The 15106-nt window shown below is 58.9% G+C and carries 10 protein-coding genes, 1 tRNA gene and 2 rRNA genes (1 of these 13 only partly in view); 6 read left to right on the top strand and 7 right to left on the bottom strand.

Going from position 1 to position 15106, the window contains the following annotated elements; genetic code table 11:
- Positions 1-129: 129 nt before the first annotated feature.
- Positions 130-1644, top strand: a complete 1515-nt coding sequence (locus tag ABOK31_RS13745; protein ID WP_349956380.1) for a mechanosensitive ion channel family protein — start codon at positions 130-132, stop codon at positions 1642-1644.
- Positions 1645-1742: 98 nt separating this feature from the next.
- Here ABOK31_RS13745 and ABOK31_RS13750 read toward each other — a convergent pair whose 3' ends face one another.
- Complete coding sequence (locus tag ABOK31_RS13750; RefSeq protein WP_349956381.1) at positions 1743-2354, bottom strand: NAD(P)H-dependent oxidoreductase; 612 nt, start codon at positions 2352-2354, stop codon at positions 1743-1745.
- Positions 2355-2433: 79 nt separating this feature from the next.
- Between ABOK31_RS13750 and ABOK31_RS13755 the strand changes: the two genes are divergently transcribed.
- Positions 2434-3039: a TetR/AcrR family transcriptional regulator gene (locus ABOK31_RS13755; RefSeq protein WP_349956382.1), complete on the top strand. Its 606-nt coding sequence runs from the start codon at positions 2434-2436 to the stop codon at positions 3037-3039.
- A 54-nt stretch (positions 3040-3093) separates the two neighbouring features.
- On the opposite strand, the gene ABOK31_RS13760 is transcribed toward ABOK31_RS13755, so the two are convergent.
- Complete coding sequence (locus tag ABOK31_RS13760; protein WP_349956383.1) at positions 3094-4623, bottom strand: carboxypeptidase; 1530 nt, start codon at positions 4621-4623, stop codon at positions 3094-3096.
- A gap of 209 nt (positions 4624-4832) precedes the next feature.
- Here ABOK31_RS13760 and ABOK31_RS13765 point away from each other — a divergent pair, with 209 nt between their 5' ends.
- Positions 4833-5564: a dienelactone hydrolase family protein gene (locus ABOK31_RS13765; RefSeq protein ID WP_349956384.1), complete on the top strand. Its 732-nt coding sequence runs from the start codon at positions 4833-4835 to the stop codon at positions 5562-5564.
- A 77-nt stretch (positions 5565-5641) separates the two neighbouring features.
- Here the strand turns inward: ABOK31_RS13765 and ABOK31_RS13770 are convergent, their stop codons facing one another.
- The gene (locus ABOK31_RS13770) at positions 5642-6346 is read right to left on the bottom strand and encodes an isochorismatase family protein (protein ID WP_350019259.1); all 705 of its coding nucleotides are present in this window, start codon (positions 6344-6346) and stop codon (positions 5642-5644) included.
- A 129-nt stretch (positions 6347-6475) separates the two neighbouring features.
- Positions 6476-6955 (bottom strand): MarR family transcriptional regulator, encoded by a 480-nt coding sequence (locus ABOK31_RS13775; RefSeq protein WP_349956386.1) that lies wholly within the window; start codon positions 6953-6955, stop codon positions 6476-6478.
- 76 nt (positions 6956-7031) lie between these two features.
- Between ABOK31_RS13775 and ABOK31_RS13780 the strand changes: the two genes are divergently transcribed.
- The 3 genes from ABOK31_RS13780 to ABOK31_RS13790 all read left to right on the top strand — a co-directional run bounded on the left by ABOK31_RS13780 (position 7032) and on the right by ABOK31_RS13790 (position 11697).
- Positions 7032-7895 carry a haloalkane dehalogenase gene (locus ABOK31_RS13780; protein WP_349956387.1) on the top strand — a complete coding sequence of 288 codons (864 nt, stop codon included), beginning with the start codon at positions 7032-7034 and terminating at the stop codon, positions 7893-7895.
- Between the two features lie 148 nt (positions 7896-8043).
- The gene (locus ABOK31_RS13785) at positions 8044-8934 is read left to right on the top strand and encodes an amino acid ABC transporter substrate-binding protein (protein ID WP_349956388.1); all 891 of its coding nucleotides are present in this window, start codon (positions 8044-8046) and stop codon (positions 8932-8934) included.
- Positions 8935-9135: 201 nt separating this feature from the next.
- On the top strand, positions 9136-11697 hold the full coding sequence (locus ABOK31_RS13790) for an FAD-dependent oxidoreductase (protein WP_349956389.1): 2562 nt from the start codon (positions 9136-9138) through the stop codon (positions 11695-11697).
- A gap of 238 nt (positions 11698-11935) precedes the next feature.
- Here ABOK31_RS13790 and ABOK31_RS13795 read toward each other — a convergent pair.
- From ABOK31_RS13795 to ABOK31_RS13805, 3 genes are all read right to left on the bottom strand, one after another.
- A tRNA-Met gene (locus tag ABOK31_RS13795) sits at positions 11936-12012 on the bottom strand.
- A 358-nt stretch (positions 12013-12370) separates the two neighbouring features.
- Positions 12371-12485, bottom strand: a 5S ribosomal RNA gene (gene rrf, locus ABOK31_RS13800).
- A gap of 254 nt (positions 12486-12739) precedes the next feature.
- Positions 12740-15106 (bottom strand): 23S ribosomal RNA (locus tag ABOK31_RS13805) (it continues 541 nt past the right edge of the window).

Raw genomic sequence — 15106 nt, forward strand, 5'->3', positions numbered from 1 at the left:
TTATCAAGGTACAAGTCCTGAGATCAAGGCGTCGGCGTCAATTAATCATACTTTATCTGCATATGGCGTTGCAGCCTCTTTCGTGCCAATTTAGCGCCCATCCGAAAGACTGAGTGCGGCCAAGTCCCCATGTCCATTGCACTTCTTGGTGATCCGATCGTCCAGTTCTGTATCCTGGTCGTCATCGGCACATTCGTCAGCCGCATCATGCTGCGCCATCAGCGCGCGGGGCGTCTGATTGGCCAGATCGTCTTCTTCGTCAGCCTGACGGCCCTTTTGCTTTATCACGGCATCGTCCCTTATGAGCCGAGCCCGCCGCAGGACTCGGTAACGCTGCGCACCTTCACGGGCTTTGCCAAGATCATCTGGTGGATCAACGGCGCCTGGGTGCTGATCGCCTGCGTACGGCTGTTCCTGATTTTCGAGCGCAAGCCCCGCGAGGGCCGGCTGCTGCAGGATCTGATCGTCGGCGTCATCTATCTCGGCGCCATTCTCTCCATCGTCGGCGATGTCTTCAGCGTCCCGATCGGCACGCTGATCGCGACATCAGGCGTCTTTGCGATCATTCTCGGTCTCGCCTTGCAGAGCACCTTGAGCGACGTCTTCTCCGGCATCGCCCTCAATCTCGGCCGACCCTATTCCGTCGGCGATTGGATCGTCCTCGACAATGACATCCAGGGCCGTGTCGTCGAAACCAACTGGCGCGCCACGCAATTGCTGAGCGGCACCAACGATCTGGTCGTCATTCCGAACAGCATCCTTGCCAAGACGCGGCTGACCAATCTTTCCTCGCCCGATGAGAGCCATGGCGCCACCGTCACCGTGCGGATCCAGCCGACCGCCGTGCCGCCCGTCATCATCGACGTGATGCACAACGTATTGATCAGCTGCAACTCGATCCAGAAAAACCCGGAACCCAGCGTCGCCATCAATTCCATCGATGGGCAGGCGATCGAATTGCAACTGTCCTTCCGTGTGCGCGACATGTCGCTGACGATGGCCGCAAAGAACGAAATCTATGATCTGCTATTCCGTCATACCAAGGCGGCAGGCCTGAAATTTGCCGATCCTCCCGGCACTATCATGCTTCCGATGGAGAAAAAGGCTGAGACATCCGACGAGAAGCAACATGCTCCGGGAACGCCCTGGCGATTGGTCAGCAATATCCCGCTATTCTCATCACTGACCGAAGATGAGAAGGAACATCTCGCGTCGCATATGCAACGCCGAACCTATCGCAAGGATGCCGTGATCGCCGAACAGGATGCCCGCCTTCGGGCGCTGACGATCGTCCGCTCCGGTGTTGTCAGCATCACCCGCCGCGAAGGACATCGGCAGATCGAGCTGACCCGCCTCGCCCCGGGAGATTATTTCGGTGAAAACGGCCTGCTGATGGGATCGGGAGAAGTCGGGACGGTTCGCGCCCTGACCTTCGTCGTCACTTATGAAATCGGCGAGGACTGCCTGGCGCCGCTGCTACGTGACCGACCGACGCTTGCCGAGGAGCTCGGCGCGATCATGGCAAAGCGCATCGAGGCCGAACAACATCTCTTCGCCAATGCCGACATGCTGGTTCATGGCGCTCCCGTGAGCTCGCTAAGCTCGCGCATCAAGCATCTCTTTCAGCTGCAGCAGCACGACTAGAGCAATTCCAGGAAAAGTGCGCAGCGGTTTTTCGTTCGGAATTTCATGAAAACAAAGAGATAGAGCGGTTCAGGGATTCCGTGAAAAGCTGAACCGCGCTAGGCCGCATCGGCCGTCTTTTGCGATGGTGAGGCCGCAAAGAGATTTTGTCCGATGGCACGGGCGGTATCGAGGTGAGAGGTCATGTCCTGCGTTTCCGTCAGGAGCAATTCGGAGGACATGACGGGAGCGCCGCAATATCCAAAAATTCCGTGGTCGATCTGCGTTCTCATGGCACCGAAATAGCCGTGGCGCGCATAGGTGCGCATTGTCGCCCCGCCGATGGCAATCAGGTGGATGCGAAGATGTCGCAATCTTTTGACCGGCCTGTCGCCGGGCATCTCGTCATAGGCCCAGCCATTGCTGAACACCCGATCGATCCATCCCTTGAGAAGCCCCGGCATCGACCACCAATAAACGGGATAGACCAGCACCAGTGCGTCGGCACGATCGATACGCGCCTGCTCGGCAACAACATCTTCAGGCGACGGCCCTTCCCTGAGATGTGCGGCGATATCGGCCGCGGTGAACCTCGGATCAAAGCCTTCCGCCGCAAGATCGGCGATTTCGAACGCAGCTCCTGAAGCCGTTACGCCTTCGGCGACTTCGGCTGCGATACTATGGCTGAAAGAATCGGGATTCGGATGGGCGACGACGATAAGCGCATGCATGTGAAAAACCCCTGCTGACACATTGTAGACGACGGTTCAGTCTTATATACTTTTAGTAAGTTACTTTTGGTATATAACGATGTCAAGCAAGCAGACAAAGAAACCGGAGACCCGCAGCCGGCTGACGCGGGAGGAGCGTTACCGGCAGCTCATCGAGATCGCCTGGCAGATCGTCGGCGAAGAAGGCACGGAAGCCTTAACGCTTGGCCGACTGTCCGAGCGTGCCGGCGTGACGAAACCCGTCGTCTACGACCATTTTATCACCCGTTCCGGGCTGCTGGCCGCACTTTATCGCGAATTCGACATCAGGCAGACGAAGGTGATGGATGCAGCGCTTCAAGCGAGCACCCCGACACTGGCGGGCCGAGCCGAGGTGATAGCGGCCTCCTATGTTGATTGCGTGCTGCTTCAGGGCCGCGAAATACCAGGCATTATCGCCGCGCTTGCAGGCTCGCCGGAGCTTGAAAAGATCAAGCGCGAATATGAGACGGCCTTCATCGAGAAGTGCCGTGCGCTGCTTGCCCCCTTCGCCAATGCCGGCTCCATCGCATCGGCCGGTCTCTGGGCGATGCTGGGTGCCGCAGAGGCCTTATCCTATGCTGCAACGATGGGCGACATCAGCCCGCAGCAGGCAAAGGACGAACTCTTTGAAACCATCAAGGCCATGCTCGCAAGAAGCGCGTGAGGCCAATCTCGCGGCGCTGTCAGCTCTCGGGCCGGGCCTGACAGGCCGGCTCCGTCAGTTCGATTGCGTTGCCGGCGTTGCCTTGACCTGCCCGGCATAAAACACCTTGGCATCGCTCGTGAACTGCTCGCGCGACATCGGCCGCGTGTAGAACATATGGCCACCGCGATAGAGTTTCAGCGCCACCCGATCGGCAAAGGCGGGCGGCATATGGTCGAGCACATATTTGTTGACGCCGAAGGGAATGACGAGATCGCTGTAACCCTGCCCGATCATCACCCGAAATGATGGCGTCAGCGACAGCAGCTCCTTGAGATCGTCGCTGGCGCCCGCGGTCCCGCGCGAGCCGCCATTGCGCCCACCCCATTTCCACTCCCTGTTCACCGATGACGACAGCAATGCGTAGGTCATGTCGGTGTGGAAGCCCAGCTCATCGCGAGCATAGCCGGAAAAGGCGCCGCCATAGGCGCGGACGAACCCGTCCAGAACGGGATCGCCGCCATGCTCGGCCTCCGACTGCGGATAGGGGTCCGGCGCCAGGAACGAGGCGTCATAGGCACTCGCCACATCCGCACCGCCGCCATCGGAATGCTTGCGATAGGCCCCGCTGAGAAAGCCCTGGTTCTTGGCGACGACATCTTGCGGAATGCCGGTCAGTTTCGCCACGCGCCCATAGAAGGCTTGGCCGGCATCGCCCGATGGCGGCGGCCCGGCAAGTGCCGGTAGATATTCGTTCAAGGCGAAAGCCTGGGCATCCTGGACCGCCTTCTCGCTGAAGGCATTTTGACGTTCCAGCTCGGCGGCCGCCAGCGACGGCAGCTGCAAGGCAGCGCCAAGCGCATCCTCACCACCGCCGAAGACAAACCGGCCCTCCAGCAGGGGCGACAGCATGACGATGCCGGAAATCAGAATGCCCTGGTCCTCGCGCAGGCTGTTGGCAACCTTGACCGAACGAAAACCGCCATAGCTCTCCCCGAGAATATATTTCGGCGACGCCGCCCGGCTGTTGTGGGTGACATAAAGAGCGATCGCCTTGGCAAGGCTTTCGGCGTCGCTGTCGACGCTATAGAAATCATTTTGGTCGTCCGCCTTGGCGCTGCGGCTCCAGCCAGTGCCGACCGGATCGATCAGCACGAGATCGGTGAATTCGAGCCAGCTTTGCGGGTTGTCGACCAGCTTGGCATTGGCGCCATCGCGCCCGTCTGCGCCAAAATCGACGATGCGTGGACCGACGAGCCCGAGGTTGAGGAAGGCGGAGGCAGCACCCGGCCCGCCATTGAACACGAAGGTCACGGGCCGGTTCGCATCCCGGTTCTTGGCGACATAGGCAGTGTAGAAGATTGCAGCACTACGCTGACCATCCTGACCGAAGAGATCGAGCGTCCCAGCCGTCGCCGTATAGGGAATGGTCTTGCCGTCAGCATTGAGAACATGGTCGCTGATCGCATCGGGCGGCAGGAGCGCGAGCACGCCGCTCGCGCTGGCAGGCGCGCCATGGCCTTGCTCGGGCGGAGCGGCGGATGCCGTTGCCGATATCAGCGAAAGAGCCAGCGCCAGGCCGGGAACCATCTGGCGAAAAGACATGAAATCGCATCCTCCAAAGGGATCATCGCATAGACGTCGTTGCCGGCGATACTATGTCACAGACGACGAGCGCCGAAACTCAAGAGATGTTGATCGATGAGTTCGGCGGTTTTGAAGGAAGATGCTCTTGAGGGCCTTTGGGCCGTTTGCCAAAGTGGCAGCGGGTACGGCGGCGCGAGCCGATCAAAGAGATCGCAAGGGAAATGACAATGAAACAGGATATCGAAATCAACACGGCCGACGGCACCGCCAAAGCCGCCATCTTCCGCCCCGATAGTGGCGCATCCGCCGAGCATGGCGTGATCCTCTACATGGATGCCATGGGGCCGCGTTCGTCGCTCAATGGCATGGCGCAGCGACTGGCCGATGCCGGCTATATCGTGCTGCTTCCCGATCTCTTCTATCGCTTCGGCGCCTATGGTCCCTTCGACGGCGGTGCCTTCGGCAATCCCGCCTCCCGCGAGACGATCATGACAATGATACGCGGCACGACGCAGGAGATGACCAAGGTCGACAGTATCGCCTTCCTCGACGCACTGTCTGCAGCCGGCGCCAAAGGTGCGGTCGGCGTGGTCGGCTATTGTATGGGTGGCGGCCGCGCGCTGACCGCCGCTGCCAGCTACCCGGATCGGATCGCGGCAGCCGCAAGCTTCCACGGCGGCAATCTTGCAAGCGAGGCGGAAGACAGCCCGCACCGTCTTGCCGCCGATATCAAGGCCCGCGTCTATGTCGGTGTCGCAGGCGTCGACAACAGCTTTCCGCCGGAGCAATCGGCCCGTCTTGCCGAAGCGCTCCGCACCGGCGGTGTCGATCACGCCATCGAAAACTATGTCGGCATGGCGCATGGATGGACCGTGCCGGACCATGGCGTTTATGACGCCGCCGGCGCCGAGCGACACTGGAAGCGGCTGCTGAACCTGTTCGAAGAGGCCTTCGCCTAGTCCAGCACGAACGTCCCGTTACCGCCCGGGACAACGGGCCAGGACAACGGGATGTCCCCTCTCCAGTTCGCGATGGGCTAGAACTTGATCTGATCGATGCTGGTCAGCGTCGTCTTCTGCGAGACGCCGGGCGCATTGACCATGTGCCAGGCCACATATTGCTCGCCATAAAGCTCTGTCGACGACATGCCGTCGACCGGCAGCACGATGTTCATGCCGTTGAGTGCCGCATCCGTCGCCGTATCGAGCACCGCGCCCTCCGAGGCCGTGCCTGTCACGATGACGGTCTTGATACCCTTGTCTGAGAGAATGCTGCGCAGATTGGTGCCGATGAATTTGTCCGGCCCGGATTTGACGATCGGCTCGCTTGCCAGAGGCGCCAGCGCCGTTGCGATATCCTGCGCCTCGCCAACGCCGGCAAGGCTGAACACGACAAGCATCTCCTTGGCACGCGCCTGATCGAGCAGGGTTTTCACCTTGGGAATGGAGGCGAGGCAGCGCGGCTTGGTCTTCGCGTTGCACGGCCCCTTGGTCGGGTCCTGCGCACCGTTGAAGTCGAGGATCAGCAACGCCGTCGTCTTTGGATCGACCGTGACGGATTTCAGCGCGGGCGGCGCCGGCGACTTCACCTTATCCCACTCGTCGATGATCGTCTGGGCTGCCGCCGGCGATGTCAGCGCAGGGCTGAAGGCTGCAGCAAGGGCTGCAAAACCCGCACAGAAAGCAAAAGCCGCTTTCCGCCTCACGTCACTTGTCTTGCTGATGAAGTTCCTCTCCTGCATCGACGTTCCCTTCGGTTGACCGTGGTGCAAAAGAGATAGGCCAGAAACCGTGACGGGGTAACGAAACTCTTCGTGATAACGATGCGCGGCGCGCGGCACCTTCGCCATGTGCCCGGTAAATCCAGCCGCCTATGTCGCCGCGTCATCCGTCGGCTCTTCGGCGGTTCCATCGCCACGAAGCTTGCCAAGCACCGCCTGCAAAGCCTGCTTGAGCCCTTCGATCTCCTGCGCACCGGCAATACCGGACCACCGCTCATCCACAAGGCGACCGGTTGAAACAGCGACCGGCCGCACACCTCTGCCGCGTTCGGTCAGAAACACCAATCTTGCCCGCCGGTCATTGGGGTCCGGCCGGCGTTCGACATAGCCGAGGCGCTCCAGCTCCTCCACGGCCTGCGTCATCGTCTGCTTGCGGACATGGGCAAGACGGGTGAGCTCGCTCACCTGGATTCCCTCCTGACGCATGAAGGTGAACACGTTGGCATGCGGCGGCCGGATATCGCCGTAACCGGCCTCTTCTAGCGCGGCTTCGACATCCTGTGTCCAATGTTGATGCACGAGCCGCAACAGCAGCCCCAGGGACAGACGGGTGGGAGTACAATTTTCCATGGATATAGACAGGTACCTGACCATTGTGATAGATAGACAGGTACCTTACCATTTTATCCCACGAGAGGATACCCACATGCCTTCGCTCGATGTGCTGGACTCGACGCTCTTCTACGAGGATGCCGGAACGGGAACGCCCTTCGTCTTCCTGCACGGCAATCCGACCTCATCCTACTTGTGGCGGCATATCACCCCAGCCATCACTACACCGGCTCGCCGTCTTGCTCCCGATCTCATCGGCATGGGCCAGTCCGGCAAGCCCGATATCGCCTATTCATTTGCCGACCACGCGCGCTATCTCGACGCCTGGTTCGACGAACTCGCGCTCGATGATGTCGTATTGATCGGCCATGATTGGGGCGGCGCACTCGCCTTCGATTGGGCCGCCCGCCATCCGGAACGCGTGCGCGGCATTGCCTTCATGGAAACGATCATCAGGCCGTTGACCTGGAACGACATGCCGAATGCACGCGCCCGCTACGAGGTGCTGCGTTCGCCGGGCACAGGCGAAGCGAAGGTTCTGGACGAGAATTTCTTCATCGAACAGGCACTGAAAGCCACGGTCCTGAATGGATTGAGCGCCGAGGACCATGCCGTCTACCGCGCCCCCTACCCCACGCGCGAAAGCCGCCGGCCGCTGCTTGCCTGGCCGCGCGCAATGCCGATCGAAGGTGAACCGGCCGATGTCGTTGCGCGCATCGAGACCTATGATGCCTGGCTTGCCCGCAGCGAAGATATCCCGAAGCTGCTGCTGACCTTCGATGGTCCAGCGGAGACGCTGCTGGTCGGCGAGACGATGACGGAGTGGTGCCGCAAGAATATTGCCGGATTGGAGATCGAAAACTGCGGGCCGGCAAGGCACATCGCACCAGAAGATCAGCCCGAAGCGATTGCAGCGGCAATCTCCAGCTGGGCCGCGCGTCACATATTGTCCCGTTGAAGCATCAATCCCCAGGACAAGGGGGATTTCGCCACCCCTGCTCGATGGCAGGCAATTAAGGACAATCGATCGTTGACAAAAACCTCTCAGGCCATAATCTGCGCCTAAGCCTTTGCGATTGCCCAATTTTCTTTTGGAGATCAGGATCATGCCGGCAAATTGCATGAGACGACTGGTTCTGGCAGGCATCATCCTCGGCATGTCTGCCTATATGGCCGCCGCCGCGCAGACGCTCGACAGCATCGCCCAGAAAGGCGCGATCCGGATCGGCTACATCAATGACGAAGCCCCCTTCTCCTTCAAGAAGAAGGACGGTAACCCAACGGGATATGCTATCGATCTCTGCGGCAAGATAGCCGATGCGGTCGGGCGCAAGGTCACCAATCTCAAGCGCGATTTTGTCGAAACCACGCTTGCCGATGGCTTCGATGCAGTGAAGAGCGGCCAGATCGACCTTCTCTGCGGCGCGCTGACCATCAGCCTTGGCCGGCGCCAAAGCGTCGATTTCTCTCAGCCGATCTTCATCACGGGTGCCAGCGCCCTGTTGCGCAAGGATTCCCCCGATTATCTGATGGCGCTGTTCCTCGACAAGCGGCTGGCGCAAGTCTCGGCCAAGTCGGCACCCGCGACGAGCACGATCGGCGTTCGCGCCGATACGACGACGGGCGCGACACTGCGCGAGGCGTTGGGTTCCGACGTGCCTAAAACGCGCATCGCCGAATTCGCCACGCATCAGGACGGCTTGATTGCGCTCGAAAACCGCAATATCGATGCCTATTTCGCCGATCGCGCCCTGCTCTTCGATCTCGCATCCCATGCCCATAATCCTTCCACGCTTGCGATCGGCAATCGCCTATTCACGCACGAGCCCTATGGCGTCGCACTCAGGCAGGACGATTCCGCTTTCCGCCTGCTTGTCGACCAAACGCTGACCGAGACCTACCAGTCTGATGATTTCGCCAAGCTGCTGACGACCTATTTCGGCCAGGAAGGCCCGATCTTGCGCCGCGAGATTATGATGCAGTCGATCCCGCAATAGGCTGGCGCGAGCTTCCAGAGAGCGAAACCGTCGCCTTTGCGACATGACGATTTGCGATCATCGGCGCGAACTTCACCCATTTCTCCATGGGGAAGGCCCTGCGGTCGTCGTGCAAGCATCTTGAATATGTCGTAGACAGGCTCTGGTCGTCGTCGCACACATCATAAAATCCGTTTTCAGTATCAATCAGGGTCGCACGCAATGGCAGTATTTCCTCAAAAGGCGAAGGTCGTCATCATCGGGCTTGGCGGTATCGTCGGCGCATCGATCGCCCACCATCTGATCGAGCGCGGCTGGGACGATATTGTCGGCATCGACAAATCAGGCATCCCGACGGATATCGGCTCGACTGCCCACGCATCCGACTTCTGCTACACGACCAGCCATGACTTCCTCTCCTGCTGGACGACCCTCTACTCCATCGATTTCTACGAGAAGCTCGGTCACTATGCCCGCGTCGGCGGCCTGGAAGTCGCCCGCGTCGGCGATGACGACCGCATGGCGGAAATCAGGCGCAAGGTCACGTCGGGCAAGGCTTTCGGCACGCGCGTGAGTCTCGTCGAACCCTCCGAGATCAAGGAGAAATTCCCGCTGATCGAGGAAAGCATGGTGCAGGGCGGCATGTGGGATCCGGATGCCGGCCTCGTCATCCCCCGTTCGCAGACCGTTGCCGGCAAGCTGATCGACCAGGGCGAAAAGAGCGGCAAGCTGCAGTCCTTCGCCAATACGCCGGCCCAGTCGCTGATCGTCAAGGACGGTCGCATCACCGGCGTCGTCACCCATCGCGGCACGATCGAAGCCGAATATGTCATCGTCTGTGCCGGCCTCTGGGGCCGCCTGATTGCCGAAATGGTCGGCGAAGATCTGCCGGTCATGCCGGTCGACCACCCGCTGACCTTCTTCGGCCCGTACAATGAGTTTGCCAATACGGGCAAGGAAATCGGCTTCCCACTGATGCGCGACCAGGGCAATTCAGCCTATATGCGCGACACCGGCGACCCGAAGACCGCCGAAGGCGGCCAGATCGAATGGGGCTACTACGAAGAGAAGAACCCGCGCCTCTGCCATCCCCGCGATCTCCTCGAAAAGCATGAGGCCCGCCTTTCGCCTTCGCAGCGCGATCTCGACATGGAGCAGATCATCGAGCCACTCGAGCGCGCCATGGAGCTGACGCCGATCCTCGGCGAACTCGGCTACAATGAAGGTCATTCCTTCAACGGCCTGCTGCAGGTGACGACCGATGGCGGCCCATCCGTTGGCGAAAGCCAGAAGGTCCGCGGTCTCTGGTATTGCGTGGCCATTTGGGTGAAGGACGGTCCCGGCTTCGGCAAGCTCGTCGCCGACTGGATGACGGACGGCCGCACGCCGATCGACCACAACAGGATCGATTACTCCCGCTTCTACCCACATATGCTGGAAGAGAAGTTCATCGAAGGCCGCTGCACCGAGGCTGCCCAGAAGATCTACAATCCCGCCGTCCATCCGCGAGAGCCCTATGCGACCGGCCGCAATATCCGCCGCTCGCCGTTCTATGAGCGTGAAAAGGAGCTCGGCGGCTACTTCATGGAGCTCGGCGGCTGGGAGCGCGCGCATGGCTATGCCGCCAACGAGCACCTGCTCGAGAGATACGGCGATCGCATTCCAGTACGCGCAAACGAGTGGGACAACCGCCATTTCTGGCGTGTCTCCAATGCCGAGCACCTAGCGCTGAGCGAAGATTGCGGCATCATCAACCTATCGCATTTCGCCATGTACGACATCGAAGGCCCTGACCATGTCGAGCTGCTGGAATGGCTCTGCGCCGCCAAGATCGGCGGCGACGCCAATATCGGCAAGGGTATCTACACCCACTTCCTCGATGACGAGGGCATGGTGCGCGCCGACTTCACCGTGATCCGCATGGCCGACCGTTGCCGCCTGATCGACGGCGCCGATGCCGGACCGCGCGATTTCCACTACATGCGCCGTGTTGCGGAAGATAAGGGCTTTGACGTCACCATCACCGACGTCACCGAACGCTATGTGACGATCGGCATCTGGGGACCGAATGCCCGCACCAACCTGCAGAAGGTGGTCGACAGCCCGGAAAGCCTCACGCACGAAAACTTTCCGTTCGCCGCGATCAAGCAGATCCGCATCGCCGGCAAGAACGTCACGGCATTCCGCATTTCCTATGTCGGCGAACAGGGCTGGGAATTGCACATGGCTTATGGCGATGCTCTCGCCGTGTGGGATGCGCTGCGCTCAACCGGCGCCATCGCCGTCGGTGTCGAGACCTATGCCAACAGCCGCCGCATGGAAAAGAGCCTTCGCCTGCAAAATGCCGACCTCTTGACGGAATATAATCTGCTCGAAGCCGATCTCGCGCGCCCGAAGGTCAAGGAAGCCGATTTCCGCGGTAAGGCCAAGCATCTGGAATATCGCGCCCGCGAGCATCAACCCGCCATGCTTTGCACGCTCGTCGTCACCAATAACACCGATTCCAACGGTGTTGCCCGCTACCCCGTCGGCATCCTGCCGGTCATGGACCCCGAAACCGGCGAGACCCTCATGGATGACCTCGGCCGCCGCTCCTTCACCACCTCGATCGCCTACGGCCCGACCATCGGCAAGAACATCGCACTGGCCTACCTCCCCTGGTCCTATGCCCAGGAAGGACGCAAGCTGAACGTCGAGTATTTCGGTGAGACCTATCCGGTGGAAGTCGTCGGCGTTGGCTACAAGCCACTCTATGATGCGGAGAATTTGAAGCCGAGAAGCTGATCTCTTCGTCTGCAAAGCAATCAACGACATCCCCTGCCCGCTGGCTAGCCAGCGGGCAGTTTTGTTTAGTGCTTATACCGGGTTTGCGAGCGGCTAGGCTGAGGTCTTGGCGACACTATGAGCTTTGTCTTTTCGCAAGACGCGGCTTGATCGCAGGAGTTCAAGATTGGCAGGCCTTTGCCCTTACGTATTGGGGGAGTTTTGTGTTTTTGAGGAGTGCTGCCGAGGGAAGGGATATTGGTTGCGGGGGCAGGATTTGAACCTGCGGCCTTCAGGTTATGAGCCTGACGAGCTACCGGGCTGCTCCACCCCGCGTCACCAGCGCAAACCCTTTGGGTTTGTCGCGCCAAAGCAAGCCTTCCGGCTTGCGTCATCAGCGTAAACCGCGAAGCGGTTTATCGCGTGTTGTCAGCGCAAATCCGGAGGATTTGTCGCGTGTAGGCACCCTTATTATGGGTTCCTACAAAATTCCAGAAGCGTTTTCTTGCTTCCCTCAGAAGCGACAAAGGCCGCTTTGAGCGGCCTATTGTAACACGGCCGGGCCGTTTCAGCGTAAACCTTTTGGGTTTATCGCGTGTGATCAGAGAAGATTTTTTGAGACGCATAAACCGCGATGCGGTTTAGCGTGAGGCATAAATTGCTTGAGCAATTTAGCCTGAGTTGCGTTTAGCAGACCTGGCAGCGACCTACTCTCCCGCGTCTTAAGACGAAGTACCATGGGCGCAGGGGCGTTTCACGGCCGTGTTCGGAAAGGGAACGGGTGCAGCCACCCCGCCATAACCACCAGGTCGGCAAAGCGCAACTTCGGGCTAAACCGCGCCAGCGGTTTATGCCCTATGAGAAGCTGGTGAGGCCAGAAGCCTCGTTTTGTCTTTATGAACACGTCTTTGGTTTGTCCGGACACGGTCGCTAAGACCGCAAGCGCAAAGCGCGTCGCCGGACGTCCGGCGCCCTCGCGGAGCATAGGGTCGAAGACCCGCTCATGCGTGAGCGCTGAACTTAAAGCCTCATCAAACTTGTTTGATGAGCACTGGCAATGGGAACGATCAAGCCAATCGAGCTATTAGTACCGGTAAGCTTCATGCGTTGCCGCACTTCCACACCCGGCCTATCAACGTGGTCGTCTTCCACGGCTCTGATAGGGAACACTCGTTTCCAGGTTGGTTTCCCGCTTAGATGCCTTCAGCGGTTATCCATTCCATATATAGCTACCCTGCTATGCCCTTGGCAGGACAACAGGTCCACCAGAGATATGTCCATCCCGGTCCTCTCGTACTAGGGACAGATCCTGTCAATATTCCTACACCCACGGCAGATAGGGACCGAACTGTCTCACGACGTTCTGAACCCAGCTCACGTACCGCTTTAATTGGCGAACAGCCAAACCCTTGGGACCTGCTCCAGCCCCAGGATGCGATGAGCCGACATCGAGGTGCCAAACAACCCCGTCGATATGGACTCTTGGGGGTCATCAGCCTGTTATCCCCGGCGTACCTTTTATCCGTTGAGCGATGGCCCTTCCACACGGGACCACCGGATCACTATGACCGACTTTCGTCTCTGCTCGACTTGTCAGTCTCGCAGTCAGGCGGGCTTATGCCATTGCACTCGACGACCGATTTCCGACCGGTCTGAGCCCACCATCGCGCGCCTCCGTTACTCTTTCGGAGGCGACCGCCCCAGTCAAACTACCCACCATACACTGTCCCGGATCCGGATAACGGACCGCGGTTAGACATCCATGACGATAAGGGTGGTATTTCAAGGATGGCTCCACAAGAACTGGCGTCCCTGCTTCAAAGCCTACCACCTATCCTACACATGCCGACACGAATGCCAGTGTAAAGCTATAGTAAAGGTGCACGGGGTCTTTCCGTCTGACCGCAGGAACCCCGCATCTTCACGGGGAATTCAATTTCACTGAGTCTATGTTGGAGACAGCGGGGAAGTCGTTACGCCATTCGTGCAGGTCGGAACTTACCCGACAAGGAATTTCGCTACCTTAGGACCGTTATAGTTACGGCCGCCGTTTACTGGGGCTTCGATTCAGAGCTTGCACCCCTCCTCTTAACCTTCCAGCACCGGGCAGGCGTCAGACCCTATACGTCGTCTTGCGACTTCGCAGAGCCCTGTGTTTTTGGTAAACAGTCGCTACCCCCTGGTCTGTGCCACCCTCACATACTTGCGTACATAAGGGTCACGCTTCTTCCGAAGTTACGCGTGCAATTTGCCGAGTTCCTTCAACATAGTTCTCTCAAGCGCCTTGGTATACTCTACCTGACCACCTGTGTCGGTTTCGGGTACGGTCTATACGGTGGAGCTATTTCCTGGAACCGCGTCCCCGCCCACACAATCCAATAAGTGTGAACAAGTTAAGCAATCCGTCACTACCACCAGGCCCACGAATATTAACGTGGTTCCCATCGACTACGCGTGTCCGCCTCGTCTTAGGGGCCGGCTAACCCTGCTCAGATTAACTTTAAGCAGGAACCCTTGGTCTTTCGGCGAGAGGGTCTCTCACCCTCTTTATCGTTACTCATGTCAACATTCGCACTTCCGATACCTCCAGGACCCCTCACGGGTATCCCTTCATCAGCTTACGGAACGCTCCGCTACCACTCCTCAAAGAGGAATCCTCAGCTTCGGTGCATGGCTTCAGCCCCGTTACATTTTCGGCGCAAAGACCCTTGACTAGACCAGTGAGCTGTTACGCTTTCTTTAAATGATGGCTGCTTCTAAGCCAACATCCTGGTTGTTTTGGGATCCTCACATCCTTTCCCACTTAGCCATGACTTGGGGACCTTAGCTGGAGGTTAGGGTTGTTGCCCTTTTCACGACGGACGTTAGCACCCGCCGTGTGTCTGCCGAGTAGTACTTCCCGGTATTCGGAGTTTGGTTAGGATCAGTAAGACGGTGAGTCCCCATAGCCCATCCAGTGCTCTACCCCCGGGAGTATTCGCTCGACGCTCTACCTAAATAGATTTCGCGGAGAACCAGCTATTTCCGAGTTTGATTGGCCTTTCACCCCTAGCCACAAGTCATCCCAATCTATTGCAACAGATGCGGGTTCGGTCCTCCAGTTGGTGTTACCCAACCTTCAACCTGCTCATGGCTAGATCACTCGGTTTCGGGTCTAATGCAACAAACTATATCGCCCTATTCAGACTCGCTTTCGCTTCGCCTACACCTACCGGCTTAAGCTTGCTTGTTACACTAAGTCGTTGACCCATTATACAAAAGGTACGCCGTCACCCTTGCGGGCTCCGACTGTTTGTAGGCATCCAGTTTCAGGTTCTATTTCACTCCCCTTGTCGGGGTGCTTTTCACCTTTCCCTCACGGTACTGGTTCGCTATCGGTCATGCACGAGTACTTAGGCTTGGAGAGTGGTCTCCCCATGTTCAGACAGGA

It is taken from the genome of Rhizobium sp. ZPR4 (genome assembly GCF_040215725.1).
Taxonomy (GTDB): Bacteria; Pseudomonadota; Alphaproteobacteria; order Rhizobiales; family Rhizobiaceae; genus Rhizobium; species Rhizobium rhizogenes_D.

Excerpts from the sequence above, each read along its gene's own strand:
- ABOK31_RS13765 (WP_349956384.1), top strand. The coding sequence starts at position 4,833 with ATGAAACAGGATATCGAAATCAACACGGCCGACGGCACCGCCAAAGCC.
- ABOK31_RS13755 (WP_349956382.1), top strand. The coding sequence starts at position 2,434 with ATGTCAAGCAAGCAGACAAAGAAACCGGAGACCCGCAGCCGGCTGACG.
- ABOK31_RS13790 (WP_349956389.1), top strand. The coding sequence starts at position 9,136 with ATGGCAGTATTTCCTCAAAAGGCGAAGGTCGTCATCATCGGGCTTGGC.
- ABOK31_RS13760 (WP_349956383.1), bottom strand. The coding sequence starts at position 4,623 with ATGTCTTTTCGCCAGATGGTTCCCGGCCTGGCGCTGGCTCTTTCGCTG.
- ABOK31_RS13770 (WP_350019259.1), bottom strand. The coding sequence starts at position 6,346 with ATGCAGGAGAGGAACTTCATCAGCAAGACAAGTGACGTGAGGCGGAAA.
- ABOK31_RS13775 (WP_349956386.1), bottom strand. The coding sequence starts at position 6,955 with ATGGAAAATTGTACTCCCACCCGTCTGTCCCTGGGGCTGCTGTTGCGG.
- ABOK31_RS13785 (WP_349956388.1), top strand. The coding sequence starts at position 8,044 with ATGCCGGCAAATTGCATGAGACGACTGGTTCTGGCAGGCATCATCCTC.
- ABOK31_RS13745 (WP_349956380.1), top strand. The coding sequence starts at position 130 with ATGTCCATTGCACTTCTTGGTGATCCGATCGTCCAGTTCTGTATCCTG.
- ABOK31_RS13780 (WP_349956387.1), top strand. The coding sequence starts at position 7,032 with ATGCCTTCGCTCGATGTGCTGGACTCGACGCTCTTCTACGAGGATGCC.
- ABOK31_RS13750 (WP_349956381.1), bottom strand. The coding sequence starts at position 2,354 with ATGCATGCGCTTATCGTCGTCGCCCATCCGAATCCCGATTCTTTCAGC.